Source organism: Enterobacillus tribolii (assembly GCF_003363015.1).
Taxonomy (GTDB): Bacteria; Pseudomonadota; Gammaproteobacteria; order Enterobacterales; family Enterobacteriaceae; genus Enterobacillus; species Enterobacillus tribolii.
Genome location: NZ_QRAP01000007.1, coordinates 1 through 26,559 on the forward strand (window position 1 = coordinate 1; position 26,559 = coordinate 26,559).

Consider the following 26,559-nt stretch of genomic DNA (forward strand, 5'->3'; position numbering starts at 1 on the left):
AGGTTTTCCTGATGCCGGATAGATGTAAGCAACAACCCAAAACCAGAATCAGTGCTTGCAAAACGGAGGTAGTCCATAGATGTAGTAGCTAGCTTTAGAAATACCGTTTTCACGGCAAATATCCTTCACATGCCGGCCACCTTCGACTTCTTTCAGAACTCTCTGAATCTTTAATTTTTGCTCCTCGCGGACTTTCAGATTTAACCGAGCCACCGTTAGACCTGGCCCGCAGCAATAGATTTGCCAGTCATCAGACCCGTCCTGATGTTTACCATGCCTGAGATACAACATATGCTGCTCACTGCATCCCCTGATATAGATAAAAAACGGACGGGATTGACTGGTCATTAATTGTACTATATTACTATTTCTCTAACCTGACTTCATCGCCGTCTTTGTTAAAGATAAACTTGGTTTTATATGGGTTTAGAGGTGTTTGGATGGTGATGCTATATATAGCTCCTGATACAAAATTAAAATCACTGATTTCTGGTATACATTTTCCAGCTTCTAAAGGAATTGGATTCATAGCATATGATTTATCATAAACATATTTGTTATTTCCGCCCTTCCAGATTCGTACATTTAGTATATTTTCATTTTTTACAACATTTTTCTGGTTAACAAATACACAGAGCTTACCGTTAATAACCTCTGCTTGTGCTGGATGTTGATTAATTCTATCTCCCATCGGGCAACCAGATAAGAATAAAGGAACAAAAAGGAGTAAATGTTTTTTCATAATGGCAGCCCTGCACTTTTTATAATTGGTTGAAATTTGGATAAAGTAGTTTTATCTACGACCCCAATATACCGTCTTTCAGGATTAGCAAAAAAAAACATTCACGCCATATGTTTTCAAATACCAATAATCGGCGATGATACTTGCCTGTTGTTCCATTCCATAATCGTTCAAACGTGTTTTTTCGAGTTTATAGTAGTAACTGACAAGTCCGCTAAAAAGGCCGCGTGTACGTACCCATATACCTTTTTGATGTTGCCATACATGAGCCATTTCATGAATGAATGTGTGTTGGTCTTCCTTATCTGCAAATGCAAAATCTTTCCAATACAGCTCTTTTCTAAACCAAAGTTCACCATTAGGTGCCATTGCTGTGTATTTTGGTTGTGCTCCAAATGGAAAATAGGAATCACAATGAACAACTATTTTGGTGTAGTTGATTATGTTGCCATATACAGACCGAGCCATTGTAATCTCGCCAAGTGTTAGCGCTCTTTTGATCCCTTCTTCTTGTTCCTGTCTCATCAATGTATCTCTCAATCCAGAACAATTGGTAATCAGACCGCTTTTTGACCAACAAATCAATAGGGTGCTTCTTAAACATAACTAATGGAATCAACTACTGGGAGCAGCTTCTCAAATTGCACGTGTGTGGATTTGCACGGCTTTACGGGATAAATGCAACACAGTATATGGATGGTAGATATCGATTGCTGACGCGATGACGAGTTGACCTCGCATAAAAGCCATATGAACGTGTTGATGTCGACACAATAATCTTTTTGTAATCAATTAGTTATCGTGGCATGATCTTTAGCTATCGCACAGGGTTACTTAGATCCTTATTCGGAATATTTAACACTGGGGCTGACGATTAATTAATGATGGCTGATGAGATGGGCCTTAGAGGAAAGGAGAACTATAAAATCTGATTATTGCGAATGGCTGCTTTGACGCCCATTTTTCGTTCTAAGATGTCTGATCGGGTTTCAGTCGACTATTTCGTGTCAAAAGAGTACTACAGAGGTATCTGTATTGTGATTAATGTTTTTGCAGAAAGCTATTTTCATTTTTTTAGTGAGAGAAATTATATTTATTAGCTCGCTAGAAGCATTTGTGGTATTGTTTCAGATCCATTGGTTTTATATGTAACTTTTACAAGGATTGAAATAATGCCATTGCCCGAAAGAATGAGACCAACCAAAGTCGGTAGCGAAATAATTAATGAGCTTGCAAAAAAAGCCGAGATGATACTTTCAAAAATTGATGAGGGTTCGGATCAAGAAGACCCTGTTTTAGTAGCCATGATGGCTGAATGGAACAGCCAGGTTACATGCCCCTATGCGTTTTCTGATTTCAGCGATTTCTCCTCCTGGACTTGTGCGAGGGAATTTACCAAAATGGCCTTTAATGTGGAGAAGTTTTATCCAGATTTTACATGGAATGAATTGATTCAAACAATCAAGTTTCTATGCGACTGCGAGGGCAACGAATCCGAACAAAATTTTGCGCTTTCATTGCTTAAGAAAAATTTTGATGGTAACCCTTCAGACCTTATTTTTTGGCCCAATAGCTGGTTCCAGAATCCTGAAATGTTGCATATTAATCTATCAGCTGAAGAAATTGCCGGGTATTTAATGGCCCGATCAGGCAGGGTTTTAACAGATGCTCCTGAGGTTGAGTTAAAATATCCAATGCCAGATACTGACTCTTAATAAAATATGCATCGTCATACTTTGGGGCGGATACATTTCGTTAAAGCTATGTGTAAGAATTAACTTCCGCTCCTCGCTCTCAGCGGACTTTCAGATTTAACCGAGCCACCGCCAGACCTGGTCCGCAGCAGATACAAATTACGCAGTTAGCGTGACCACCACTCACAACGCGTAAAACCATTCCCCCTTCACACATCTTTGATCTTCCACATACATCCCAACCCGGCAGCGATTAACCCCACTGACACGAAAAACACGCCATGATAGCTCCAGAACTCCGCTACCACCCCGGCGATCGACCCGGCAATAATCCACCCGACGCGGGTCGAGTTAGTAAACAGCGTAGTCGCTGCTCCAGCCTGCCCGGGCATTAAATCCTGAAAATAAAGCATTCCGATCCCGGCCAGAATGCCAATAAACACAGCGTTCATCGCCTGCAGGATCAGTAACTGCCAGGGCGCGGTGAACATCAGCATACCGACATAAAACACGATGCCTGCCACCAAAGCGATACGCATCATCAGGCGCTTACCGAAGCGCTGAGCGTAATAACCGGCGATCAGCATCGTCGGGATTTCCAACCCGGCAGCCGTTCCCATCATGACCCCGGCCAGTTTCTCCGGCAGTTGCAGTTCTCGCACCAGGTACAGCGGCATATTGATGATGTACATGCTGTTGCTGGTCCACATCAGGGAACAGGCGGCGAACAGCAACAGGGTATCGCGCCGGTTGCGGCGCGGGGCTTCAAGCGCCTCTGTGGTGCGGACTTTAGGCTTGGGCATGGAGGGCAGCAGATACCAGACGATCACGCCGCAGCCGAGGAACGTCACCGTAGCTGCAAGGTACATAAACGGAAAGCCGAAGCCCAGCGCCAGCGCAAAGGCGATAGGCGGGCCGATCACCCAGGCCAGGGAGACCTGCGCACGCAGGATGGAGCTGAACATCACCGCTTCTTTGCCGGTTTTTTCGGCGTATTCCCGCGCCAGGGCGAACATTTGCGGGTTGGCGGTGGAGCCGAAGCTGGTCAGGATCACCCCGATAAACAACAAAATGTAGTAATTACGGTTATAGGCATACAGCAGGCACCCGGCGGCGCCCAGCAGGCAGCAGAGCAGGATCAGACGTTTGCGGTCGCCGGCCCGGTCGGAGTAGGTCGCCAGCAGTTGGCTGACGATAATCCCGATCACCGCGCTGCCGGTGTAGAACAACCCCACCATAAACGGGCTGTCGATGACTTCTGTGGAAAGGAACAGGCTCAGGGTCGGCGTTTGCAATGCGCCGGCGATGCCGGTGAGGAACGCGACGATCAAAAACGCTGAGGAAGTGGTGTCCGGCAAGCGGCGGACTGCCGCAGAATGGATGCGCATAAACGTAATGACAACAATATAATAACAACAACGTTGTTAAGGATAAATTTTAAACAGAGGCGGAATAGTACGCCTGAATATGATAAATGAAAAGGTGTTTCAGACGGCTGGACGTAAAAATGTTATACAAGGAGTGACAAAGGAAAAGAAGGCTTTACTGGCGTTTGAAGGGATAAAAATCAGTTCAAGAAAACTTACTTCATGTTTCAGTTATAGCTGATTGCTTATTTTATTGAGTTATGATTCCATCAAGAATGGATCTTTATAAGGATTAAATAGCAATTTTCTATTTGGTAGATGGGCAGGAGAGAAGGAATGTCGACGCATGTGTATGCAAATGGAAATGAAGTTAGCTGTAAAGCCGCTGATGGAAAAACGTCAAGTGCATTTCCGGATCCTTGCTGGAGTCCGCCTCCCCCACCTACAGGGCCGATTGTTGTACCTTATCCAAATTTCGCCAAGCCTTCCTCTTTAAAGAAGGGGAGTTCAACGGTCTTGATAAAACGTAGCGCCGTTGCGTTGACTGACCGCTCCTATTTCTCTACGAGCACAGGGAACGAACCTGCGACTCCGGCATTTATGAAGGGGGTTCTTACCAAGAAAATTAAAGGTAAGACTTATTATAATCAGTGGTCAATGAACGTGAAGTTTGAAGGAAAGGGGGTATGCCGCAACTTTGATATCATGACACATAATCATGGTAGCTTCACGGGGAATACCCCACCTTTTCCATTCCTGGATGATAGAGCGAAGGGATCAACTGCAGGCGATCCTTGCGAGACAGAAAGGAAAAATATTAGGGATAGTTGTGACACACCAGATGAGGGAAAAAACTGGAATGAAACTAATTGTCCTCCTGTATTTGATGGTTATACGGAGGATGAGGGGAGGTTAAGTCAACAGATGAGGGCTGCAAAAGAAGAAGGATCTTGTGTTAAAGCTCTAAAGTGTCGACTAATACCTTATGATAATGGCGGAGAACAGGATGGTACAGGGTGTTGTAATGGTCAGACACCTCATCACCTTTTAGCTGATTCTATGTTTAAACCATGTGGCGTTAAGAGAACGCAGTCATCTCCATTCAGTTCTAAGTACAGTATAGGTGCGGCACCTAATATATGTATGGAAGGGAAAAGGCAACATATGGGCTCTCATCAGGAAATACATCATGATATAGCTAAAGAGTTTCTGAACTATATGACTGATAATATGGATCCTATGGGAAGTCCAAAATATCCGACAAAAATTCCACTAGATAAGTCAATAGAGTTGTCTTCGCGTTTTGTTGCGGCTGAATATGGATGTGAGCCGGATTGTATTCAGCAGCAATTAAAGAGTTATTATAATGAAGAATGCGGGATGGATCCAAAAACAGAAGTATATACCGTTGATCAGAGTGGTCATAAATATGCATGCAAAGGAGACAGTGATAGCTATGTAACGGCCAACCAAAATAAATTAGGCGTTAGCAGTAATAGCTCTGGCTCTTCAATGTCGGGTATTTTTGATTAATATTCTCTGAGGGGTATTATTTATGCAGGCAATGATCTCTAAACAATTTTGGTCTGAATTCTGTGAAGGCTATTCATTCAAAGACTGTGCGATTCATGGAGAAAATAAAATCTACCTTCTGGCCGAAGAAGACAGGAAGCATGAAGAGCAAATCGCCAAAATGCGGGTATTAATACTGGCGCAGGTCAATGAGAAAATAGAATACGGCTATGTGAATTTCGATGAGTCATTCTGGGCGACAATCGGCATTTCGGAACAACCGCTGAAGCAAGGCGTCATCATTCAGGTTTTAGGCGGCTCGGTTGTTCCTGTCGGTGGAGGCAGGAGCGTTTGGCCTACGGAGTCCATTAAGCGCGATGAGATGTGCGTCATTACGAAGTCAAAAAATATTGGTGGCTATATATGGGCGACGGGAAGTAAAAGGGAGATTTTCAAACGGACGGGTATCGATCAGTGGATCGCTGTAGATGCCGGGCTGGTTAAGAACCCTTCGTCCCCGCATCATGATGAGGTCGGTTTTCTCGGCATTGATGGTTTCAGCCAGAATGACATCTACGCGGTGGGTGGCCTGGGCGATATATGGCATTACGACGGCACTCTGTGGCATCAGTGCGGTTTCCCGACCAACGACAAACTGACCGCCGTATGCTGTGCAGAAGAGGGGTTTGTCTATGTGGCATCACGATACAAACTGTGGAAAGGGCGTCTTAATCAATGGGAAGCCGTTCATGAACTCAGTCTGGCGAATTACATCCATGATTTATGTTGGTTTGATAACCGGCTTTGGGGCTGCGGACCTTTTGATTTTTTCTGCTGGGACGGAAAGACGCTGGAAGAGAATGTCACCAGCCAGGATAGTGAGCTGACCCTGATGGGAAGTATGGACTGCAGCGCCGGTTTTTTATTGGTCGCGGGCAGTAAAAGCGTCAGGACCTTTGATGGACGACAGTGGCATACCATCGTACCCGGCCGTATGTAGCCCGATGGCGGGGAAGAGATAGCTGCGCGAATATCGAAATATAAAAAAACAGGCCGGTAACTCCGGCCCGTTACGGTAAAACTCACCCCAGCACCCACGGCATCCAAAACAGCCCGGTCAATATCAACAGGATCAAAAACAACCCGCCGAAAATCGCGCCCAGCCGCCAGTAATCGGCGGTGGGTAAGTAGCCACTACCATAGTAAATCGGGCTGGGGCCGGTAGCGTAGGGCGTCAGGATGCTGCCCAGGCCGATAGCTGCGCCGACCATCAGGCAGAAGACGGGCAGCGAAATACCCGGTATCGCCATCGCAGCAGCGATCATCATCGGCGCCAGAGCCGAGGTGTATGCAGTGGCGCTGGCGAAGAAGTAGCGCAGCAGGTAAAACACCGCAATCAGCGCTATCATCACCATCAGCGGCGGGAAACCTGCCAGCCCGTGTGCCAGTCGTTCGCCGAACCAGACGATAAAGCCGGTATTATTCAGGCCGGTTGCCAGCGTAATCAACGACGCCAGCCAGAAGAACACGTTCCAGGCAGACTTGTTGCTGACAATATCGTCCCAGCGAATGATTTTGGTCACCAGCATCAGCGCCACGACGCTATAGCCCACCATCGCTGCATCAATGTACTCCCCGCCGAATATCCACAACAACAGGGCGCCGACCATCAGCACCAGCATGCGCTTTTCACGGCCGCTGAGCGGCCCCATTGCGCTGAGCTCTTCCCGCGCCCACTTCGGCACCTGTTCCCCGGCTTTCAGCGTGGGCGGATACAACACGTAAGCCAGCCACGGCACCAGCAGAATCAGCAGAATGCTTAGCGGCAGCATGCCGAGAAACCACTCTCCCCAACTCAGGGCGCTGCCGGAGGCGCTTTTCATCAGCCCGACCAGCAGCAGGTTGGGCGCCATCGCGGTGAGGAAGACTGCGCTGGTAACGCAGTCGGCGGTGATGCCCATCCACATGATGTACGAGCCGATGCTGCGCGCGCTCGGTCCGTTGGGCTGAGAATCATACAGCGGTGGCAGGTTGCGGATGATGGGGTAGATGATCCCGGCCCCGCGCGCCGAGTTGGACGGCGTGACCGGCGCCAGCACTAGTTCGGACAGCATGACCGCGTAGCCGAGAAACAGCGTCTTGTGCCCCATCTTGCGCACCAGGTGCAGCGCGATGCGCCGGCCCAGTCCGGTTTTCTCATAACCGGTGCCGAACATGAAGGCGGCGAAAATCAGCCAGATGACGGAGTTGGAAAAGCCGGAAACCGCCCAGGAAAGGGCCTTTGAGGTAAATCTGAAGCCGTCCTGGGCCAGCTGCTGCGGGCTGAACAACAGCCAGGGTGAGAGAATGGCGATGATGGAAATGCCGATCATCGCCACCACGGCGCCGGGCAGCGGTTCGAGAATCAGGCCGACGATAACGCCCATAAAGACGGCGAAATAGAGCCAGGCGTGTGGTTCCAGGCCGGCGGGAGCCGGTATCAGCGCGATGACGATAATCACCGCGAGCGGCGCCAGATACCGCCAGACGTGACGAAGGGTATCCATGGTGACATCCTGTAAAAACGGGAGGCGAACCGCCTCCCGGCGGGCTACTTGATGTAATGCACGTGTTGGCAGATCTCTTCGACGATCGGCTCACGGCGTTCGGCAAACAGTTTTTTGTTTTCGGCGATCAGGTTGTTGCCTTGCGTATCGATAGAAACGATCAGCGGCCCGAACTCTTTAACCCGGCATACCCACAGTGATTCCGGCATGCCCAGTTCGGTCCAGTGCACTTCTTCGATCTCCTCTACCTGCGTGGCCGCCAGCACCGCGCAGCCGGCGGGGAAAATAACGTGCAGCGCCTTATGCTCGCGGCAGCCCGCTTCGGTCAGCGGCCCCATGCCGCCCTTGCCGACGATCAGGCGTACGCCGGTTTGCCCGATAAACTCTTTCTCAAACGCTTCCATACGCATGCTGGTGGTCGGGCCGATGGACACCATTTCCCACTTATCGCCGTTTTTACGCACGATGGGGCCGGCGTGGAAAATGGCTTTGCCGCGCAGGTCGTAGGGGATGGGGCGTTTAAGTTCTATCAGGCGGCGGTGGCACACGTCGCGGCAGGTCACCAGCGTGCCGGTCAGGTAAATCACATCGCCGGCGCGGATGTCGGCCAGATCGTCGGCGCTGATTGGGGTAGTCAGGATCTTTTTCATAACGCGCTCCGGGTGTGGGAAATGTTTTCGAAGGACAGATCGGCATGCACCAGCAGGGTGCCGCGGCGGTGCGCCCAGCAGCCGGTCGAAACCGCGACGCCGATGGTGGAAGGGTGGCGGGCGGCGGATTCGATATGCACCCCCATCACCGAGCTGTTGCCGGTCAACCCCTGCGGGCCGATTCCCAGGCGGTTCAGCCCCTCTTCCAGGCGCAGCTCAAGCTCCGCAGCTTTGGGGTTGGGATGGCGGCTGCCGATGGGGCGCAGCACGGCCTTGCGTGACAACACCGCCGCGGTTTCCACCGAGGTGGCGATACCCACGCCGACCAGCACCGGCGGGCAGGCATTGACCGCCAGCGTGGAGATATTTTCGAACACGAACTTCACCACGCCTTCATAGCCTTCCGAGGGCATCAGCACCTTCGAACGGCCGGGCAGGGTGCAGCCGCCCCCGGCCATATACACCTCGATTTCCGCTTCTTCGCCATCGGGGATGATATCCCAGGTCACCCAGGGCACGCCGCTGCCGGTATTCTTGCCGGTGTTAACCTCGTCAAAGATCTCCACGGCGTTGTGGCGCAGCGGCGCTTTCACCGTTGCGTCCTCAACGGCCTGCTTCAGCACGGCCTGCAGCTCGCCCAGATAGGGGAAGCGCGACCCTACCTTGACGAAAAACATGATTTCACCGGTGTCCTGACAGGCGGGGCGGTTCAAATCAATGGCTTTCTGCATGTTGTCGAACATCGTGTGATAGATGATCTTTCCCATTGCCGATGTTTCTGCCTCGCGTAGCGCTTTTAGCTTGTCCACCACATCGTCCGGCATGCGGGTGGATATCATGGCGGTGAAATCGGCGACGATCTGCGTCAGTTTGCCAATCTCTTCCTGTTTATTGAATTTGCTCATGGGGATGACTCCAGTATTTAATTGAATCTGGATAGGGCGAAAAATAAATAAAAGGTTCAAATTCAAACTAACACAAAGCGTGTGGTTTTATTCCGCTGGGCGGCGTGAATATTAAATTAACGATTCGTGAATTTAATATTTGAATAACGGGGTAAGAAAACAGATGCCGCTAACTTCATTACGGATTGTGTTTAATCAAAGTTAACGTCCGGAAAGTCGTTACACTGGCGGGAAATGGCTGCCGGAGTAAATCTATTATGCTGAACCTTTACCCTCTTCCCAAGGATCTTCAGGTCCTGGTGGAGATCGTGCACTGCGGCAGCTTCAGCGGTGCGGCGGAGAAGCTGGGGCAAACGCCGGCGTTCGTGACCAAGCGGATACACATTCTGGAATCGGCGCTGGGCACCACGCTGCTGAGCCGATCCGCGCACGGCATTGCGCTGACGGAGAGCGGGCGCTGTTGTTATGAGCATGGCCTGGAGATCCTCACCCGTTTACAGACGCTGATGGACGACGTCACGCTGATGAAAACCCGCCCGGCGGGGATGATTCGCATCGGTTGCAGCTTCGGATTCGGGCGGGCGCATATCGCGCCGGCGATCACGGAACTTATGCGTTTGTATCCGGAATTACAGATTCATTTTGAGTTGTTTGACCGGCAAATAGATTTAAGCCGTGACGAAATCGATCTCGATATCCGAATTAATGATGATATCCCGGAAAATTACATTGCCCGTCTGCTGGCGAAAAATCGCCGGATATTATGTGCCGCGCCGGCATATATAGAAAAACGCGGAATACCCGATTCACTGAATAAGCTGTCGGAGCATGATTGTTTAATTACCAAAGAACGGGATATGACGCAGGGCGTATGGGAATTAGATAATGGAAAAGAGAAAAGGTCGGTAAAAATATCCGGGCATCTTTCCTCCAACAGCGGCGAGATCGTTCTGCGCTGGGCGCTGGAAGGTAAGGGCATCATGCTGCGTTCGCAATGGGATGTGTTGCCGTTTCTGGAACGGGGTGAACTGGTGCCGGTGCTGCCGGAGTACGGGCAAAGCGCCAATATCTGGGCGGTGTATCAGGAGCCGTTGTACCAAAGCGTAAAGCTGCGGGTGTGCGTGGAGTTTTTGACGGAATATTGCCGGCGGGTGTTTGGCGCGCCGGAGGAAAAACAGCCTGCGGGTGAAACTCCGTAGAGATTGTCTTAAACCCAACAAAAAAGCCCCGCCATTGCATGACGGGGCTGCGTGTTTCAGCGGAAGGATTATCCTCCGGCCGGCACCGAGTGCGCGGTATTGGTTAATGCCGGCCCGGTGTATTTCTCTATTTCAAGCTGCGCCATCTGACCGCAGTTCCCCTGCGCCAGGCTGGACGAACCGATATCAAACGTTAAGCAGTTCACGTTGCCGTTTTTACACAGCGAACCGGGCTGAGACGGATCGGCCGGGTCAAACCATGCCCCCTCGCTGATACGCACCACGCCCTGACGCACGTTCTCCGTGACCACCGCGCCGACCAGAATCTGCCCGCGATCGTTAAATGCGCGTACCAGATCGCCATCCCCGATACCCCGTTGTTTGGCGTCCGCCGGATGCAGCCAAATCGCTTCGCGATCCGCAACGGCGTATTTCTTACGCAGCGGCGTATTGTCCAGCTGAGAGTGCAGGCGGTTAATCGGATGCCCGGTGTTGAGCGACAGCGGATACTTCTCCGCTTCCGGCCCTTTATACCACTCGTGGGGCGGCATCCAGGTCGGAATGGCTTTGCAGTCGTCGTAGCCCATTTTAGCGATGGTGTCGGAGTAGATCTCAATCTTGCCCGACGGCGTTCCCAGCGGGTTCAGCAGCGGGTTTTCGCGGAAGTCGGCGAAGCGCACCCACTGCTTGTTGGTTTCCGGCACCGGGAAACGCACGTAGTTATTGGAGGCCCAGAACATGTCGAACGGCGGCAGGGCCACCTTGGCGTTGCGCGCCTGAGACTTCAGATCGTCGTACATGCCCTTCAGCCACTGGGTTTCATCCTTGCCTTCGGTAAACTCCTGCAGGAAGCCCAGTTTTTCCGCCAGCCCGGCGAAAATGTCGAAGTCATTACGTGATTCATGCTGCGGCGGGACGCACTGATGCAGCGGGAACACGTAAAGCTGGGAGTAGTCGCCGCCCATGTCCATGTCGTTACGTTCATAGGTGGTGGTGGCCGGTAAAACGATGTCCGCATGTTTAGCGGTGGCGGTCCAGTAAGGCTCGTTGACGACGATGGTTTCCGGACGCTGCCATGCCTTCACCAGATTATTGATGTCCTGATGCTGGTGGAAGGTGTTGCCGCCGGCGACGTACACCATTTTCACATCAGGGTAGGTGATTTTGCTGCCGTTGAAATCGATGGTTTTGCCGGGGTTTGCCAGGCAGTCGGCGATGCGCGCTACCGGGAACGGCGTCAGGGCGCCGGTGCCGGTTGAGGCGGCCAGCCAGTCTTTGTCGCCGACTGAGTTCTGCCCGGCGGAAATACCGGCCAGAATACCGCCTTTGGCCGTCGGGCTGCCGCCGGAAGAGTAGTGATAGCTGAAGCCGAAGCCGCCGCCCGGCAGGCCGATCTGGCCCAGCATGGCCGCCAGCGTGACCAGCATCCAGTGCTGCTGTTCCCCGTGATGCTGGCGCTGGATGCCCCAGCCGCCCATCAGCATGGTGCGCTGTTTGGCCATATCGCGCGCCAGCTTACGCAGGGTTTCCGCGTCGACTTCGCAAATCTGCGCCGCCCATTCGGCGTCTTTTACCACGCCGTCGTTCTGGCCCGTCAGGTAGGCTTCGAACTTGTCGAAACCAACGGTGTAGTTCTTCAGGAACTCCGGATTGTGCAGGTTTTCCGTCAGCAGGGTGTGAGCGATACCGATCATCATCGCGCTGTCGGTATAGGGGCGCGGGGCGATCCACTCGGCGCCGAGGTGGCGGGCGCTGTCGTTATGCACCGGATCGATGCTGATCATGCGCGTGCCTTTCTTCTTCAGCGCTTCAAAGCCGGTCTGGCCGACGTGATCCGGCAGGTTCCAGCTGTTTTTCAGTGTGATCATCGGGTTACATCCCCACATGATCACCAGGGTGCTGTTGTCGATGACGTTCGGCCAGGCGGTTTGCTGTTCGTAAACTTCTACGGAGCCAACCACGTGCGGCATGATGACCTGCGCCGCGCCGGTGGAGTAGTCGCCGGAGTAGTTGAGGAAACCGCCCGCCAGGTTCAGGCAGCGCTGCAACAGGGTACGGCTGTTATGCAGCATACCGACGCTTTTCCAGCCGTAAGACCCCGCATAAATTGACTGCGGGCCGTGATCTTTTTCCAGACGGCGGATTTGATCAGCGACCAGCGTCAGTGCTTTATCCCAGCTGACCCGCACCCACTCATCGCGGCCGCGCAGTTCCGGGTGGCTGCCCGGCCCGCCTTCCAGCCAGCTTTTGCGCACCATCGGATATTTTATCCGGTTGTCCGCATGCACCTGATACGGCGCCATGGTGATCAGTTCGTTCGGATAGGGATCGTCGGCGATGGGCTGGACGTCGACCATTTTGCCGTCTTTCACGATGGCTTCAAACGCGCCCCAGTGGGCGCCGGTCAGGATGCCTTTTTGCGCCGGGCGCAGCGCGGTAAACTGCGGCAGGGCCTGGCTGATGGCTTCTGCCAGCGCGGATTTTGGCCACAGTCCGGCCAGCAATGGTGCGCCGGCCATCGCGCCGGCGCCGAGCAAAAAGCGGCGACGGCTAACGTACAGCGGCTGCTGTTCATAGGATTCGGAGTCCGCCGGCAGTGAAACAGGATGTTTTTTCATTATTTTTCTCCCTTAAAGAGCAGCTGCAGGTTGAGAAGGCATATCACTGGCGTGCTTCTGCACGTACTGCGTCAGGATGCGCAGTTGCTCCTCCGTCATGGAGGTGCGGGGCGCCATGCCTTTCACTACGCCGATCCACTGGTTGGCGTTAAAACGCTTCAGCTCGGTCAGACCGTGGCAGCCGGTGCAGTTGGCGGCCATCATGTCTGAGGCGTAATGCCAGATTTGCTGCTGATCGTCGATCAGCTGCTTTTTCGGCAACCACACCTGCAGGGAGACCTGATGCCAGGTCAGGCCGGTTTCGGCGTCTTTCGCCGCTGCGCCGGTTTTAAGCTGTTTACGTGCGTCTTCGCCCAGCAGCACGCTGAGAATACGCTTGCCCTGTGCGGCGTAGAAGACTTCGGTCACGCCGTCCTGCTGCCAGCCGCTGACGGTCGCCAGCACGCGATCGCCTTCGCGTTTATCGACTTTCACTTCGGTGGAGGGCATCAGGTTGCCGGCAGGGTGTTTATCGTCTGTGCCGAGGTAGAACGGCTCGGTACCGATGGTGTACAGGGTAGTGGCGGTGTCCGGCGTTTTGGCGGCAGCGCTGGCGAGTTGGCTGGCGCCTGCGGCGGCCAGTCCGCTCATGTCGGGCAGAATGTGGGCGACGCCTTTATGGCAGTCGATACAGGTTTCACCGTTTTTGATGGCGACCGGGTGCTGAATCCGGGCTTCCGGCGTCTGAGCAATAATATCCATCGCATTATAGTTATGGCATGAGCGGCAGGTGGCTGAATCATTTTTCTTCAGGTCATCCCAAACGCTTTGCGCCATGGCCAGTTTATGTGCGGCAAACTTTTCCGGCGTATCTATTTTTCCGGTCATTTCACCGTAAACATCTTTTAATGCGCCGATCTTGGTTAATAAGTAATCCACCGGTTCATGGGGAACATGGCAATCAGAACATTCTGCACGGATGCCTTTGGTGTTCTGGAAATGAACGCTGCCCTGATATTCCGCCAGCGGCTGTTCCATGGTGTGACAGGAAATACAGAACTCGGTGCTGCTGGTTTTATGCATCACGGTCGCAGTGCCCGCCAGCCCTGCCGCACCAATGATGATGCCCAGTAACAACAGCCACAGCCATCCTCTGCGACGACGTTTACCGTCGTGTTGATAATTATTGCTCATAGGTTTTGCCCGTTTAATTATAAATTAATATATATGTCCGCTTGCCTAAAACCCCATGATTCCGTCAGGAAAGTCCTTGTCGGAACAATACGATAAGAGTCGGAATGAGGTCGGTAGAAGTATAAGAAACTAATTGCAGATTTTCCTGCTTCTGTTCAAGGAAGAATATGGTATTTATTTGCTTTATGATTTAACGCAATAAAAAACATAATAAAAATAAGGTTAATTGTGAGGGAATATTTGTTAGGTCTATGATTGGGCCTTTTACCTGGGGAATACGTCTGATGGGGTAAGCTATCTCAGCTGACTGTCTTTACTTCCGCGGCGGTTATACCCGCTGTGGGCAGACTGCTTTTTGTCGAGCTTCTCCTGACAATTGACGCAAAACTGCACGCCGGGAAGCGCCTTGCGCCGGGCTTCGGGGATTGGCTCGCCGCACTCTTCGCAGAATTCGGCGCTTTCGCCCTGATGGAGCTGGCTGCGGGCGCGGGAGATGGCATCGTCGATGGTGGCGTCGATTTGATCCTGTACCGCGTTGTCGTTGGCCCAGCCGCTTGCCATAACGCACTCCGGAGATGAAGGGGGGATAAGGGTATTATTGGGGCAAACAGCAGGAAATCAAGCGGTGTACGCCGGGGTGTGAAGCCCGCCGCCCGGCGGGGCGGCGGGAGAGCGTGGTTATTTATGGCGCGCGCGCAGGTTGGCGATGACTTTGCTCAGGTCAAGATCCTGATCCTGTAACAGCACCAGGAGATGATAAATGAGGTCGGAGGCCTCATTCACCAGCTCATCACGGTCGCGCACCGTTGCCGCCAGCGCGGTTTCCACGCCTTCTTCGCCCACCTTCTGGGCGATGCGCTTGGTGCCGCTGGCGTACAGGCGTGCGGTGTAAGAGCTTTGCGGGTCCGCGCTTTTACGCGCGGCCAACAACTGCTCTAACTGATACAGAAACGTCCAGTCGCTGGCCGCCGGGGAGAAGCAACTGTCGGTGCCGCGGTGGCAGGTCGGGCCGTCGGGATGCGCCAGCACCAGCAGCGTGTCGTTATCGCAGTCGGGCGTGATGCTGACCGCGTTCAGGAAGTGGCCGGAGCTTTCCCCTTTGGTCCACAACCGCTGTTTGGTACGGGAGAAGAAGGTGACGTGCCCGCTGCGCTCGGTTTCCGCCAGCGCGTCCTGATTCATGTAACCCATCATCAGCACTTCGCCGGAAACGGCGTGCTGAACGATGGCCGGCATCAGGTTGTCGACTTTCTGCCAGTCCAGTTGCTGTTTCTGTTGCTCTGTTAACACACCCGTATCTCCACACCCTGTTCAGACAAATAGCGTTTCAGCTCGCCGATATTAATGATTTGCTTATGGAACACCGAGGCCGCCAGCGCGCCGTCAACGTCGGCGTCACGGAAGGCGGCAAGGAAGTGTTCCGGCGTACCGGCGCCGCCGGAGGCGATCAGCGGCACGTTGCAGACTTCGCGCACCATGCGCAGCTGACGGATATCATACCCGTTGCGTACGCCGTCCTGATTCATCATGTTCAGCACGATTTCACCTGCGCCGCGCTTTTGCACTTCCTCCACCCACTCCAGCGTTTGCCAGGTCGTGGCCTTGGTGCGCTTTTCGTCGCCGGTAAACTGATAGACCTGATAGCTGTCGCTTTCCGCGTCGTGCCAGGTGTCGATACCGACCACGATGCACTGCACGCCGTAGCGGTCCGCCAGGCGGGAAATCAGCGTGGGATCGGCCAGCGCCGGCGAGTTGATGGAAATCTTATCCGCGCCGAAGGAGAGGATCTGCCCGGCATCCTCCACGCTTTTGATCCCGCCAGCCACGCAGAAGGGGATGTCGATCACTTCGGCGACGCGGGATACCCAGCTTTTATCCACCACGCGTCCGTCGGAGGAGGCGGTGATGTCGTAAAACACCAGTTCGTCCGCGCCTTCCTGCGCGTAGCGCTGGGCGAGGGGCACGATGTCGCCGATGATTTCATGATTACGGAACTGAACCCCTTTAACCACCTGGCCGTCACGGACGTCCAGGCAGGGAATTATGCGTTTTGCCAGCATGCGATGGCCTCCCTGACGGTGAATTTACCTTCCAGCAGCGCGCGGCCGACGATTACGCCCTGCACGCCGCTGCCGCGCAGGCCGGCGATATCATCCAGGCTGCCGATGCCGCCGGAGGACTGGAACGCCACCTGCGGATACGCCGGGCAAACTTCCTGATACAGCGCCACATTGGAACCGCTGAGGGTGCCGTCGCGCGAAATGTCGGTACACAGCACGTGCTTCAGCCCGTACGGTTCAAAGTTGGCGATGACCTGCTCCAGCGTTACGCCGGAGTCTTCCTGCCAGCCGCTGACGGCGACGTTTTTACGGCCGTCGGCGTGGATGCGGACATCCAGCGCCAGCACCAGCGCGTCGGCGCCGAAGCGGGTGAACCACTGCTGAACGGTTTGCGGATCGCGCACCGCGGTAGAGCCGACCACCACGCGCGCGGCGCCGGCGTCGAGCAGGGCGCTGACGTCGTCGGCGCTGCGGATGCCGCCGCCGACCTGCACCGGCACCGACACGCCGGCCAGCAACTTACGCAGCAGCGGGATCTGGCGTTTGGCCGGATCTTTCGCGCCGGTGAGATCGACCAGGTGCAGCACTTCCGCCCCTTGTTGCTGGTAATCCTGCAAACGCGGCAGCGGATCGCTGCCGTAGTCGCGCTGTTGGCCGTAGTCTCCCTGGTGCAGGCGCACTACCTTGCCGTCAATTAAATCGAGAGCGGGAATAATCATCGTCGCTTACATCTCCAGGAAATTTTTCAACAGGCGCGCACCCGCGGCGCCGGAGCGTTCCGGGTGAAACTGAACGCCGAAAAAGTTATCTTGCTGCACCGCGGCGGTGAACGGCTCGCCGTAATTCGCTTCGGCGATGGTCGCGGCGCACAACGGCATGGCGTAACCGTGGACGAAATAGAAGTAACTGCCCTCGTCAATGCCGCGGAACAGATGGTTGTCGCGCTTGGGCGTGACCTGGTTCCAGCCCATGTGCGGCAGCGGCAGGCCGACGTCCGTCATCTGCTTAACCGGCGCGTCGATAATGCCGAGGGTTTTGGTGCGGCCTTCGTCGCTGCGGGTCGCGAGCAGTTGCATGCCGAGGCAGATGCCCAGCACCGGCTGGGTGCAGGCTTTAATCAGCGCGATCAGATCGCGTTCGTGCAGCTGCGCCATTGCCGCCTGGGCGGTGCCGACGCCCGGCAGAAACAGTTTGTCGGCGGTCAGGACGATGTCGGGATCGCGGCTGACCACCGGCTTATAACCCAGGCGCTGCACGGCATACATCACCGAGGAGAGATTGGCGCAGCCGGTGTCCAGAATGACGACGTTAGGTTTGGCTCCGCTCATCACAACACTCCTTTGGAACTGGGCAGGGTGTCGCCTTCCACGCGGATAGCCTGACGCAGGGTGCGGCCAAACGCTTTGAACAGGCTTTCTACCCGGTGGTGGTCATTCTTGCCCTTGGTTTTCAGGTGCAGGGTGCAGGCCATGGCGTAGGAGAGTGACTGGAAAAAGTGCTCTACCATTTCGGTGCTCAGATCGCCCACGCGCTGATAGTGGAAGTCGGCTTTGTACACCAGATAGGGGCGGCCGGAGATGTCCAGCGCACAGCGGGCCAGGCACTCGTCCATCGGCAGCACGAAGCCGAAACGCGCGATGCCGCGTTTGTCGCCCAGCGCTTTTTTCAGCGCTTCGCCCAGCGCCAGCCCGGTGTCTTCCACCGTGTGGTGATCGTCGATGTGCAGGTCGCCTTTGACTTCAACCTTCAGCCGGAAGCCGCCGTGAGTGGCGATCTGATCCAGCATGTGATCGAAAAAGCCCACGCCGGTGCGGATGTAGCTTTCGCCTTCGCGATCCAGCCAGACGTCGACGGCGATCTGCGTTTCGCGCGTGACGCGTTCCACGCGGGCATGGCGATCGCGGCGCGTCAGGTCGGCGGCGATCGTTTCCCAGCCCAGGGCGTTGCGATCGTAACGCAGGCCGCGGATGCCCATGTTCTCCGCCAGTTGCAGGTCGGTTTCGCGATCGCCGATCACCCAGGCGTTGGCGGGGTCGATGACGCCGGGGACCAGCCAGGGCTGCACCAGTTTGGTTTTGGGCTTGCGGCAGTCGCAGTTGTCCGCCGGCAAGTGGGGGCAAATCAGCACGTCGTCGAACACCACGCCCTGCGAGGTGAAAATCTGCATCATCAGGTTATGCGGACCGTCGAAGTCGGCCTGCGGAAAACTGCCGGTGCCCAGACCGTCCTGATTGGTGATCATCACCAGACGGTAACCGGCCTGTTGCAGCCTGAGCAGAGCCGGAATGACGCCCGGCTCCAGCGCCAGCTTGTCCATACGATCGACCTGAAAGTCTTCCGGCGGTTCGGCGATCAACGTGCCGTCGCGATCGATGAATAATGTTTTCTGGTTCACGGGGTCTCCTTGCTGAACGACGGGGCGGAAGCGGGCGTCAGGCCCGGCTGGGCGCGCAGCGCATCAATCACCTTCTGGTTTTCCTCACGGGTGCCGATAGTGATGCGCAGGCAGTTGGACAAGCCGGGTTGTTTACTTTGATCACGTAAAATAATGCCTTGATCCCACAACGATTTAAAGACCGAACTGGCTGCGGTGCAGCGGAAGATCATGTAATTGCCTTCGCCGGGGTAAACCGCCTCCACACAGGGGCAGGTCAGCAGCGCCTTTTGCAGTTCGGCGCGGTTTTCCAGCAGGGTTTGCACCCGCTGACGCATCGTGGCGATGCCCTGCGGGGAGAGCGCCTGCGCGGCGATGTCGGCGACCGGGGCGGAGAGCGGATAGGGCGCGATAATCTTCAGCAGCAGTTCAATCACCTCCGCGCTGGCCAGGGTAAAACCGCAGCGCAGGCCGGCCAGGGCGAAAGCCTTGGACAGGGTGCGCAGGACCACCAGGTGCGGAAACTCCTCCAGCCAGCTGACCACGCTGGCGTGCGGGCAGAATTCGATGTAGGCCTCGTCGGCCACGACGACGGCTTTACCGGCGGTCATCGCCAGCAGTTCGCGCAGGTCGGACGGATTGATCAGGTTGCCGGTCGGGTTGTTGGGGCTGCACACGTAAACCAGCTTCACGTTGGCAAGGTTGCGGGCGATGGCGGGCAGGTCCAGCTGCCAGTCCTCGCGCAGCGCTACGGTGCGGCGTTCCACGCCGTAGGCTTCGGCGCTGACGCCGTACATGCCGTAGGTCGGCGGGCAGAACAGCACGGCGTCCCGGCCGGGTTCGCAAAACGCGCGGATCAGCAGTTCGATGCCTTCATCCGCGCCGCGGCTGGTCAGTACCTGTTCCGGCTTAAGCCCGGCGTAGTCGGCGTAGGCGTTAATCACCGCTTTGGGCTGGCACTCCGGGTAACGGTTGAACGTTTCCTGGCTGAGCTGATAGGCGCTGCCGGTGGGGTATTCGTTGGCGTTGAGCCAGACATCCCCTTTGCCGCCCAGGCGGCGCGCGGACTGGTAGGGCGTCAGCTGGCGCACGTTGGCGCGGGCCAGATCGGTAATCGCTTTACTCATCGGGCATTCTCCTCGGCGGCGTTGCGCAGTTGTTCGACGCGCAGGGTAACGGCATTTTTGTGGGCGGTCAGCTGTTCGGCCTGCGCCAGGGTTTCAATCACCGGCGCCAGTTGCAGGAAGCCCTGCGCGCTCAGTTGCTGCACCGTCATGCGTTTCTGGAAATCCGCCAGCCCCAGGCTGGAGTAAGTGGCGGTGTAACCGTAGGTCGGCAGGACGTGGTTGGTGCCGGAAGCGTAATCACCGGCGGATTCCGGCGACCAGTCGCCGAGGAATACGGAACCGGCGCTGGTGATGGCGTCTACCCAGGCGCGCGGATCGCGGGTCTGGATAATCAGGTGCTCCGGTCCGTAGCGGTTGCTGATCTCGATGCACTGTTCAAGATCGCGCGTGACGATCAGACGGCTGGCGTCCAGCGCCTGACGGGCAATGTCGGCACGTGATAACTGGGCCAGTTGGCTTTCCACTTCGGCGGCGACGCGCTTGGCGATTTCCGCGTCGGGGGTCAGCAAAATCACCTGGGAGTCCGGCCCGTGCTCCGCCTGAGAAAGCAGATCGGCGGCGATAAACGCCGGGGTGGCGCCGGAGTCGGCGATCACCAGCACTTCGGACGGCCCGGCGGGCATGTCGATGGCCGCACCGTCCAGCCGTTGACTGATCTGACGTTTGGCTTCGGTAACGTAAGCGTTGCCCGGCCCGAAAATTTTGTCTACCCGCGGCACGGACTCGGTGCCGAACGCCAGCGCGGCTACCGCCTGCGCGCCGCCGATCTGGAAGACTTCGCTGATGCCGCACAGGGAGGCGGCGTAGAGGATTTCATCGGCAATGGGCGGCGGTGAACAGAGCACCACGCGGCGGCAACCGGCCACGCGGGCGGGAATGCCGAGCATCAGCACCGTGGAAAGCAGCGGCGCAGAGCCGCCGGGAATGTACAGCCCGACCGACTCCAGCGGACGGGTGACCTGCTGACAACGCACGCCCGGCTGGGTTTCGATATCGATAACCGGCAACTGCTGGGCGCGGTGAAAGGTTTCGATGTTGCGCGCCGCCTGCTGCATGGCCTGCTTCACCTCTTCTCCCAGGCGTTGACCGGCCAGCTCAATGTCGCGGGCGCCGACGCGCAGCGTGGTGAGCTCGGTTTTGTCGAAGCGCAGGCTCAGTTCGCGCAGGGCGGCATCGCCCTGTTCTTTCACCTGAGCGAGGATGGCGGCTACGCTGGCGCTGATGCGATCTGAAGCGCCGATCGCCGGGCGTTGCAGAATGTCCGCCTGTTGTTGCGGCGAGCACGTCTGCCAGAACGTAATGGTGTCAAATCGGCTCATGACGCGTTACTCCATCATCTTTTCAATCGGTAACACCAGGATTGAGCTGGCGCCCAGCGCTTTCAGTTTTTCCATTGTTTCCCAGAACAGGGTTTCGCTGCTGACCATGTGCATCGCGACGCGGTTTTGATCGCCCGCCAGCGGCAGAATGGTGGGGCGCTCGGCGCCCGGCAGCAACTGAACGATCTGATCCAGTTTGTCGCCCGGCGCGTGCAGCATGATGTATTTGGATTCGCGCGCCTGAATAACGCCCTGAATACGGGTCATCAGCTTGTCGATCAACTGCTGTTTTTCCGCAGGCATTTCGCCGTCGCGCTGAATCAGGCACGCCTTGGAGCGGTAAATCACTTCAACTTCGCGCAGGCCGTTGGCTTCCAGCGTTGCGCCGGTGGAGACCAGATCGCAGATGGAATCCGCCAGCCCGGCGCGCGGCGCGACTTCTACCGAGCCGTTGAGCAGGCAGGGTTTGAAACGGATGTTTTGCTTATCGAGATACTGTTTGAGCAGGTGCGGGTAAGAGGTGGCGATGCGGGAATCCTGGAGACACTGCGGGCCATCGTAGGGGACGTCCAGCGGCATCGCCAGCGACAGGCGGCAACTGCCGAAGTCGAGGCGGCGCAGGGTGAAATAGCGGGGATCTTCGCCCTGTGCGCGGCGGTTCAGCAGTTCTTCTTCCAGAACGTTTTCGCCGATGATGCCGAGGTCAACCACGCCGTCCATCACCAGGCCGGGAATATCGTCGTCACGGACGCGCAGAATGTCGATGGGCATATTTTCCGCGAAGGCGATCAGGCGCTGCTGTTGCAGGTTGATTTTAATACCGCAGCGCGCCAGCAGTTCCTGCGAGTCCTCGCTCAGGCGACCTGATTTTTGCATAGCGATGCGTAAACGATTTTTGTCCAACATGTGCTTCCCCTTTCCTTTACCTGTCTGTCGCCTGCTCGGCGTTGATTATCAGATGTAAAACATGCGCCAATAAAAAAGCCCCCGGAAGATATCTTCCGGGGGCTCTCTTGGATTACTGCGTTCCGCGCCGCTGGAAGATTCGTTACCCGTCTCCCAGCACTCATCGGCCTGAAAGACTAGTCAGGATGATGGTGATGATGGTGGCTGAACTGAACGCAAATAAACATGTTTGTGTGTTCCTGAATTCTTTGATAATTCCGGCAGGCGCTTCGCCTGCTGTCGTCTGTGGTTTAACCTAAACCAAAAATCACCCTGAAGGCAACCTCTTTTTTCCCCGGCGATATGAATATTTATTCAATAAACGGAACGCTTTGAGAGCGTTATTGGTTTTTTGAAACAATACAGCGGCAGAATTTAGTCTCTCTGACAATACTTTACCCTGATAGATAGCGCTCAAATTGTATAACGGTGAGGACTGGCGTAGCCTGATAACGAAAGGGTTACGAGGGGGTAAAAATGAAAAAAGTGGCCATTGTCGGACTCGGTTGGTTAGGTATGCCGTTAGCGCTTTCGCTGATGGCGCGCGGATATCATGTGGTTGGCAGCAAGACGACGCCGGACGGCGTGGAGGCGGCCAGAATGAGCGGCATCGAGTGCTACCCCCTGCTACTGGCGCCGGAGCTGCAATGCGAGCCTGATGACCTGGTGCAACTGTTGTCGGTGGACGTCCTGATCATCATTCTGCCGGCCAGCCGCGGGGCGGAGGATGGGGAACGTTATTTTCACGCGATACAGCTGCTGGTGGACAGCGCGCTGGCGCACTATGTTCCGCGCATTATCTTTACCAGCTCGACGTCGGTTTACGGCAAGCAGCCGGGCACGGTGACCGAACGTTCGCCGCTGAAGCCGGTTACGGCGGCGGGCAAGACTCTGGCGGAGCTGGAGAGCTGGCTGCACGATCTGCCGAATACGTCGGTGGATATTCTGCGCCTGGCCGGGCTGGTCGGGGCATCCCGCCATCCGGGGCGTTTTCTGGCGGGAAAACGCGGGCTGAAGGACGGGCATCACGGCGTGAATCTGGTGCATCAGGCGGACGTGGTGGCCGCTATCCAACTGTTGTTGCAACTGCCGAAAGGGGGGCATGTCTTTAATTTATGCGCAGCCCGGCATCCGGCGAAACGGGATTTTTATCCGCCGCTGGCGAAGTCCCTGGGGTTGGAGGCGCCGCAGTTTGCGTTGGATGATGACGCGACGGAAGGCTGCGTGATCGACGGATCGCGCATCTGCAAAGAGCTGGGATTCGAATATCAGTACGAGGACCCGGCGCGCATGCCGTGGAACTAAGAAAACGCCCCGCAGCCGGGTTTCCGGCGCACGGGGCGTTAATGCAGGATGATGCGGGTTATTTTACCCGGCTGCCCCACAGATCGTATTCGTCGGCATTTTCAATGACAACGTTGATGACGTCGCCGGCTTTCACCCCGGTTTCACCGTTCAGGTAAACCACACCGTCGATTTCCGGTGCGTCGGCCATGCTGCGGCCGATGGCGCCTTCTTCATCGACTTCATCGATAATGACCGGCAGCGTATGACCCACTTTTTCCTGCAGGCGTTCGGCGGAGATTTGCTGCTGCAGCTGCATGAAACGATGGAAACGCTCTTCTTTGACCTCTTCCGGCACCTGATCCGGCAGCGCGTTGGCGGCGGCGCCTTCAACCGGGCTGTATTTGAAGCAGCCGACGCGATCCAGACGGGCTTCGCGCAGGAAGTCGAGCAGCATCTGGAACTCTTCCTCGGTTTCACCGGGGAAACCGACGATAAAGGTTGAGCGCAGGGTCAGCTGCGGGCAGATTTCACGCCAGCGCTTGATGCGCTCCAGCGTGCGTTCCACTGCGCCAGGGCGCTTCATCAGCTTAAGAATGCGCGGGCTGGCGTGTTGCAGGGGAATGTCCAGGTAGGGCAGCACTTTCCCTGCGGCCATCAGCGGGATGACGTCATCGACGTGCGGATAAGGGTAGACGTAGTGCAGGCGTACCCAGACGCCCAGCGTAGCCAGTTGTTCGCACAGGCTGACCATACTGGTTTTCACCGGCTGGCCGTTCCAGAAACCGGTGCGCTGTTTGACGTCTTCGCCGTAAGCAGAGGTGTCCTGGGAGATCACCAGCAGCTCTTTTACCCCGGAATCGACCAGGCGCTTGGCTTCGTCCAGCACGGAGCCGATCGGGCGACTGTCGAGATCGCCGCGCATCGACGGAATAATGCAGAAGGTGCAACGGTGGTTGCAGCCTTCGGAAATTTTCAGGTAAGCGTAGTGACGCGGCGTTAACTTCACGCCCTGCGCCGGCACCAGGCTGGTGAACGGGTTGTGTTCCGGCTTGGGCACGTATTGATGAACATGGTTCAGCACCTGCTCATAGCTGTGCGGACCGGTGATTTCCAGCACTTTGGGATGTACTTCGCGAATTTGGTTCTCTTTGGCGCCCAGGCAACCGGTGACGATCACCTTGCCGTTTTCGTTCAGGGCTTCGCCGATAGCTTCCAGCGACTCTTGCACCGCGCTGTCGATAAAGCCGCAGGTGTTGACGATCACCAGTTCGGCGTCGTCGTAACGGGGCACGACCTGATAACCTTCGGTGCGCAGTTCCGTCAGGATGCGTTCGGAGTCCACCAGGTTTTTCGGGCAGCCCAATGATATAAATCCAATCTTAGTCATTTATCTTCGTACAATGCATTGCTCAGGGATCGGGAGAGTATACACAGGGTTCAGTGGTACAGCCATATCAGGCGGTCATCGGAAGAGCAGCCCAAAAGAGTGATGCAGTTGATGAACGTTCGGAGCTGCAAGGCCGCTTGTCCTGGGTTTGGGGTGGATCTTATTGATATTACAGATTCTGTCGTGAGGGCTTTTAGCCAGCTTATTTATGCAAGTAGAGCAAAGCGCCAGTTCTTCTGATAATATCAGCCATGAAATTTTTTCCTTCTGTATACGGTACATATGCAAAGGTAAATGGAATGACCAGCAGAATTAGTATCGAAAGAGGCAATCTCATATACACGCAGGATTTGGGATGGATCGATCAAGGCCATGCCAAAGGTGATGACGCCAGATTGTTATGGCGACAATTTACTGAAGAAAAAGAGTACGCTTTGCTTAAAGGGTATTTCTCTGTAAATTACGTTCAAAGTATGTCTAAGTATCGTGTTGCCAGTGGAGTTCAAACGCAGTGGTTTGTAAAAAGAGGACTGCCACTGAATATGAAACAGTCACTTGCGATGACGATTATGTATCATACGTCTCTGCGCTTTGAAACGCTGCAATCCAATCTTTTCTTAAATAGTGGTTTTAGCTGTGAGGATTTAATTTCCAATCTGCTGGGGTTTTACAAAACACTTATACCCCGAGATTATATGACGTTGATTAAACCTAAGGGAAAAGATTATTCATATAAAATATGGGATTATTATGGCGATGTGGGGAAGTATAAAAACAGTGAACTGAAGCCTTTGATCTTTCCTGATCCAGAACGCTTCCCTAACAATGCCCGACCTTATAGCAAACCGCTTCCTTTTTATATGTCATCAATCAAACCCTACCCCTTAAACATGGCGTTAAAAGATAAAGTTTTAATCAGAAATATTGACAGGTTTATGGGAGGTTTGTACATAAAATGATTAGGAAAATCTTAGCGGGTTTCATGGTGTTAATCCTTATAGGCTGGGTTTCTGTGTTTTTTATACCCGAAATGAATTATCGTGAAAGTGACTTTATCAGATATAATTTTTTTACACCTTCAGAGATAAAAAATATTCCCCGTATTTCTGATGAATATCATTTTGAGTATGTGCCTGAAGGCGTTGATCGGAAATCTTCGAGCAGTATCATTCGATTTTGTAACGTCGGGAATAAAGAAAAGGCATACGAAACATTGCAGGCATATGCGAGTAAACTCTCTATTCCAATGAAATATGATTACTCCCCGGAGGATGAACAGTCAGAGTCTGTCTTTTATGTCGTTAATGGCAGCGGTGTCTACTGGGCGTCATGTGTTAGTGTCATCTTTGATAAGTGATCGCTGATATATTATGGCTCCCATCTTTTCCCGGTATCGGACTAAACCGGAGAGCGGGGGAGAGAACAAAAAATGCAAATTTCGAAAGTGTGTGGAACTGAATCTCTGGTTGAGCATCGACTCACTGAGTCACGCATCCACTGCTGCAGGGTAAGATCATCACGATAAGCCTGCGGAGGAAGCGCCGGTAGGTTTGGCATCATTCCGTAACCTCTTGTTTATACCTCAATAACCCTGATTCTGTTTTGGAACCGTTACTGCGGGAGGAGACGGGTTCAGAACCTGATATCAGCGCGT

Annotated in this window: 25 protein-coding genes, 1 pseudogene and 1 other annotated feature; of the genes and pseudogenes, 7 read left to right on the forward strand and 19 right to left on the reverse strand. The window is 54.8% G+C overall.

Annotated elements, in window-relative coordinates:
- Positions 1-81 precede the first annotated feature (81 nt).
- From C8D90_RS14745 to C8D90_RS14755, 3 genes and pseudogenes are all read right to left on the reverse strand, one after another.
- A pseudogene (locus C8D90_RS14745) lies at positions 82-198 on the reverse strand (transposase); the annotation flags it as partial.
- Positions 199-364: 166 nt separating this feature from the next.
- Positions 365-742, reverse strand: coding sequence for a putative T6SS immunity periplasmic lipoprotein (locus tag C8D90_RS14750; protein ID WP_115459232.1), 378 nt, complete (start codon positions 740-742; stop codon positions 365-367).
- Between the two features lie 84 nt (positions 743-826).
- The gene (locus tag C8D90_RS14755) at positions 827-1,267 is read right to left on the reverse strand and encodes a type IV secretion protein Rhs (RefSeq protein ID WP_115459233.1); all 441 of its coding nucleotides are present in this window, start codon (positions 1,265-1,267) and stop codon (positions 827-829) included.
- 647 nt (positions 1,268-1,914) lie between these two features.
- On the opposite strand from C8D90_RS14755, the gene C8D90_RS14760 reads away from it, so the two are divergent.
- The gene (locus C8D90_RS14760; protein WP_115459234.1) at positions 1,915-2,457 is read left to right on the forward strand and encodes a hypothetical protein; all 543 of its coding nucleotides are present in this window, start codon (positions 1,915-1,917) and stop codon (positions 2,455-2,457) included.
- 188 nt (positions 2,458-2,645) lie between these two features.
- Here C8D90_RS14760 and C8D90_RS14765 read toward each other — a convergent pair whose 3' ends face one another.
- Entirely contained in the window at positions 2,646-3,824 is a 1,179-nt protein-coding gene (locus C8D90_RS14765) for a sugar efflux transporter (RefSeq protein WP_115459235.1), read from the reverse strand.
- Between the two features lie 315 nt (positions 3,825-4,139).
- Here C8D90_RS14765 and C8D90_RS14770 point away from each other — a divergent pair, with 315 nt between their 5' ends.
- Complete coding sequence (locus C8D90_RS14770) at positions 4,140-5,336, forward strand: PAAR-like domain-containing protein (RefSeq protein ID WP_162844409.1); 1,197 nt, start codon at positions 4,140-4,142, stop codon at positions 5,334-5,336.
- A 22-nt stretch (positions 5,337-5,358) separates the two neighbouring features.
- Positions 5,359-6,315 (forward strand): hypothetical protein, encoded by a 957-nt coding sequence (locus tag C8D90_RS14775; protein WP_115459237.1) that lies wholly within the window; start codon positions 5,359-5,361, stop codon positions 6,313-6,315.
- Between the two features lie 82 nt (positions 6,316-6,397).
- On the opposite strand, the gene C8D90_RS14780 is transcribed toward C8D90_RS14775, so the two are convergent.
- Genes C8D90_RS14780 through ttdA form a run of 3 tightly spaced genes read right to left on the reverse strand, consistent with a single transcriptional unit; the run spans position 6,398 to position 9,416 of the window.
- Positions 6,398-7,861 carry an anion permease gene (locus C8D90_RS14780; protein ID WP_115459238.1) on the reverse strand — a complete coding sequence of 488 codons (1,464 nt, stop codon included), beginning with the start codon at positions 7,859-7,861 and terminating at the stop codon, positions 6,398-6,400.
- 44 nt (positions 7,862-7,905) lie between these two features.
- A complete protein-coding gene (gene ttdB / locus C8D90_RS14785) occupies positions 7,906-8,511 on the reverse strand; it encodes a L(+)-tartrate dehydratase subunit beta (protein ID WP_115459239.1) in 606 nt (201 codons plus the stop codon).
- Positions 8,508-9,416 carry a L(+)-tartrate dehydratase subunit alpha gene (gene ttdA / locus C8D90_RS14790; protein ID WP_115459240.1) on the reverse strand — a complete coding sequence of 303 codons (909 nt, stop codon included), beginning with the start codon at positions 9,414-9,416 and terminating at the stop codon, positions 8,508-8,510. Before ttdA ends, ttdB begins: the two co-directional genes overlap by 4 nt.
- 257 nt (positions 9,417-9,673) lie before the next feature.
- On the opposite strand from ttdA, the gene ttdR reads away from it, so the two are divergent.
- Complete coding sequence (gene ttdR / locus C8D90_RS14795) at positions 9,674-10,615, forward strand: L-tartrate utilization transcriptional activator TtdR (protein ID WP_115459241.1); 942 nt, start codon at positions 9,674-9,676, stop codon at positions 10,613-10,615.
- Between the two features lie 68 nt (positions 10,616-10,683).
- Here the strand turns inward: ttdR and torA are convergent, their stop codons facing one another.
- The 11 genes from torA to hisG form a co-directional block, all read right to left on the reverse strand.
- Positions 10,684-13,233, reverse strand: a complete 2,550-nt coding sequence (gene torA, locus C8D90_RS14800; RefSeq protein ID WP_115459242.1) for a trimethylamine-N-oxide reductase TorA — start codon at positions 13,231-13,233, stop codon at positions 10,684-10,686.
- 12 nt (positions 13,234-13,245) lie between these two features.
- Positions 13,246-14,406 carry a NapC/NirT family cytochrome c gene (locus C8D90_RS14805; RefSeq protein WP_115459243.1) on the reverse strand — a complete coding sequence of 387 codons (1,161 nt, stop codon included), beginning with the start codon at positions 14,404-14,406 and terminating at the stop codon, positions 13,246-13,248.
- A 294-nt stretch (positions 14,407-14,700) separates the two neighbouring features.
- Positions 14,701-14,967 carry a DksA/TraR family C4-type zinc finger protein gene (locus C8D90_RS14810; RefSeq protein WP_115459244.1) on the reverse strand — a complete coding sequence of 89 codons (267 nt, stop codon included), beginning with the start codon at positions 14,965-14,967 and terminating at the stop codon, positions 14,701-14,703.
- 117 nt (positions 14,968-15,084) lie between these two features.
- Entirely contained in the window at positions 15,085-15,696 is a 612-nt protein-coding gene (gene hisIE / locus C8D90_RS14815) for a bifunctional phosphoribosyl-AMP cyclohydrolase/phosphoribosyl-ATP diphosphatase HisIE (RefSeq protein WP_115459245.1), read from the reverse strand.
- Positions 15,690-16,466 (reverse strand): imidazole glycerol phosphate synthase subunit HisF, encoded by a 777-nt coding sequence (gene hisF / locus C8D90_RS14820; protein ID WP_115459246.1) that lies wholly within the window; start codon positions 16,464-16,466, stop codon positions 15,690-15,692. Before hisF ends, hisIE begins: the two co-directional genes overlap by 7 nt.
- Positions 16,448-17,185: a 1-(5-phosphoribosyl)-5-[(5-phosphoribosylamino)methylideneamino]imidazole-4-carboxamide isomerase gene (gene hisA, locus C8D90_RS14825; RefSeq protein WP_115459247.1), complete on the reverse strand. Its 738-nt coding sequence runs from the start codon at positions 17,183-17,185 to the stop codon at positions 16,448-16,450. Before hisA ends, hisF begins: the two co-directional genes overlap by 19 nt.
- Positions 17,186-17,191: 6 nt before the next feature.
- Positions 17,192-17,794, reverse strand: coding sequence for an imidazole glycerol phosphate synthase subunit HisH (gene hisH / locus C8D90_RS14830; protein ID WP_115459248.1), 603 nt, complete (start codon positions 17,792-17,794; stop codon positions 17,192-17,194).
- Entirely contained in the window at positions 17,794-18,861 is a 1,068-nt protein-coding gene (gene hisB / locus C8D90_RS14835) for a bifunctional histidinol-phosphatase/imidazoleglycerol-phosphate dehydratase HisB (RefSeq protein WP_115459249.1), read from the reverse strand. Before hisB ends, hisH begins: the two co-directional genes overlap by 1 nt.
- Positions 18,858-19,967: a histidinol-phosphate transaminase gene (gene hisC, locus C8D90_RS14840; RefSeq protein WP_115459250.1), complete on the reverse strand. Its 1,110-nt coding sequence runs from the start codon at positions 19,965-19,967 to the stop codon at positions 18,858-18,860. The genes hisB and hisC overlap by 4 nt, the downstream gene beginning before the upstream one ends.
- Positions 19,964-21,286, reverse strand: a complete 1,323-nt coding sequence (gene hisD / locus C8D90_RS14845; protein WP_115459251.1) for a histidinol dehydrogenase — start codon at positions 21,284-21,286, stop codon at positions 19,964-19,966. Before hisD ends, hisC begins: the two co-directional genes overlap by 4 nt.
- 6 nt (positions 21,287-21,292) lie before the next feature.
- Positions 21,293-22,192: an ATP phosphoribosyltransferase gene (gene hisG, locus C8D90_RS14850; protein WP_115459252.1), complete on the reverse strand. Its 900-nt coding sequence runs from the start codon at positions 22,190-22,192 to the stop codon at positions 21,293-21,295.
- Positions 22,193-22,261: 69 nt separating this feature from the next.
- Positions 22,262-22,393 (reverse strand) — a sequence feature (His leader region).
- A 315-nt stretch (positions 22,394-22,708) separates the two neighbouring features.
- Here hisG and C8D90_RS14855 point away from each other — a divergent pair.
- Positions 22,709-23,536, forward strand: coding sequence for an SDR family oxidoreductase (locus tag C8D90_RS14855; protein ID WP_115459253.1), 828 nt, complete (start codon positions 22,709-22,711; stop codon positions 23,534-23,536).
- A 58-nt stretch (positions 23,537-23,594) separates the two neighbouring features.
- Here C8D90_RS14855 and rimO read toward each other — a convergent pair whose 3' ends face one another.
- Positions 23,595-24,905, reverse strand: coding sequence for a 30S ribosomal protein S12 methylthiotransferase RimO (gene rimO, locus C8D90_RS14860; protein WP_115459254.1), 1,311 nt, complete (start codon positions 24,903-24,905; stop codon positions 23,595-23,597).
- 299 nt (positions 24,906-25,204) lie between these two features.
- Between rimO and C8D90_RS14865 the strand changes: the two genes are divergently transcribed.
- Both C8D90_RS14865 and C8D90_RS14870 read left to right on the forward strand, forming a co-directional pair.
- The gene (locus C8D90_RS14865) at positions 25,205-25,864 is read left to right on the forward strand and encodes a hypothetical protein (RefSeq protein ID WP_115459255.1); all 660 of its coding nucleotides are present in this window, start codon (positions 25,205-25,207) and stop codon (positions 25,862-25,864) included.
- On the forward strand, positions 25,861-26,262 hold the full coding sequence (locus C8D90_RS14870; RefSeq protein WP_115459256.1) for a hypothetical protein: 402 nt from the start codon (positions 25,861-25,863) through the stop codon (positions 26,260-26,262). Before C8D90_RS14865 ends, C8D90_RS14870 begins: the two co-directional genes overlap by 4 nt.
- Positions 26,263-26,559 lie beyond the last annotated feature (297 nt).

Coding starts and splice junctions, on each gene's coding strand:
- C8D90_RS14750 (WP_115459232.1), bottom strand. CDS start 742: ATGAAAAAACATTTACTCCTTTTTGTTCCTTTATTCTTATCTGGTTGC.
- C8D90_RS14755 (WP_115459233.1), bottom strand. CDS start 1,267: ATGAGACAGGAACAAGAAGAAGGGATCAAAAGAGCGCTAACACTTGGC.
- C8D90_RS14760 (WP_115459234.1), top strand. CDS start 1,915: ATGCCATTGCCCGAAAGAATGAGACCAACCAAAGTCGGTAGCGAAATA.
- C8D90_RS14765 (WP_115459235.1), bottom strand. CDS start 3,824: ATGCGCATCCATTCTGCGGCAGTCCGCCGCTTGCCGGACACCACTTCC.
- C8D90_RS14770 (WP_162844409.1), top strand. CDS start 4,140: ATGTCGACGCATGTGTATGCAAATGGAAATGAAGTTAGCTGTAAAGCC.
- C8D90_RS14775 (WP_115459237.1), top strand. CDS start 5,359: ATGCAGGCAATGATCTCTAAACAATTTTGGTCTGAATTCTGTGAAGGC.
- C8D90_RS14780 (WP_115459238.1), bottom strand. CDS start 7,861: ATGGATACCCTTCGTCACGTCTGGCGGTATCTGGCGCCGCTCGCGGTG.
- ttdB (WP_115459239.1), bottom strand. CDS start 8,511: ATGAAAAAGATCCTGACTACCCCAATCAGCGCCGACGATCTGGCCGAC.
- ttdA (WP_115459240.1), bottom strand. CDS start 9,416: ATGAGCAAATTCAATAAACAGGAAGAGATTGGCAAACTGACGCAGATC.
- ttdR (WP_115459241.1), top strand. CDS start 9,674: ATGCTGAACCTTTACCCTCTTCCCAAGGATCTTCAGGTCCTGGTGGAG.
- torA (WP_115459242.1), bottom strand. CDS start 13,233: ATGAAAAAACATCCTGTTTCACTGCCGGCGGACTCCGAATCCTATGAA.
- C8D90_RS14805 (WP_115459243.1), bottom strand. CDS start 14,406: ATGAGCAATAATTATCAACACGACGGTAAACGTCGTCGCAGAGGATGG.
- C8D90_RS14810 (WP_115459244.1), bottom strand. CDS start 14,967: ATGGCAAGCGGCTGGGCCAACGACAACGCGGTACAGGATCAAATCGAC.
- hisF (WP_115459246.1), bottom strand. CDS start 16,466: ATGCTGGCAAAACGCATAATTCCCTGCCTGGACGTCCGTGACGGCCAG.
- hisA (WP_115459247.1), bottom strand. CDS start 17,185: ATGATTATTCCCGCTCTCGATTTAATTGACGGCAAGGTAGTGCGCCTG.
- hisH (WP_115459248.1), bottom strand. CDS start 17,794: ATGAGCGGAGCCAAACCTAACGTCGTCATTCTGGACACCGGCTGCGCC.
- hisC (WP_115459250.1), bottom strand. CDS start 19,967: ATGAGTAAAGCGATTACCGATCTGGCCCGCGCCAACGTGCGCCAGCTG.
- hisD (WP_115459251.1), bottom strand. CDS start 21,286: ATGAGCCGATTTGACACCATTACGTTCTGGCAGACGTGCTCGCCGCAA.
- hisG (WP_115459252.1), bottom strand. CDS start 22,192: ATGTTGGACAAAAATCGTTTACGCATCGCTATGCAAAAATCAGGTCGC.
- C8D90_RS14855 (WP_115459253.1), top strand. CDS start 22,709: ATGAAAAAAGTGGCCATTGTCGGACTCGGTTGGTTAGGTATGCCGTTA.
- rimO (WP_115459254.1), bottom strand. CDS start 24,905: ATGACTAAGATTGGATTTATATCATTGGGCTGCCCGAAAAACCTGGTG.
- C8D90_RS14865 (WP_115459255.1), top strand. CDS start 25,205: ATGACCAGCAGAATTAGTATCGAAAGAGGCAATCTCATATACACGCAG.
- C8D90_RS14870 (WP_115459256.1), top strand. CDS start 25,861: ATGATTAGGAAAATCTTAGCGGGTTTCATGGTGTTAATCCTTATAGGC.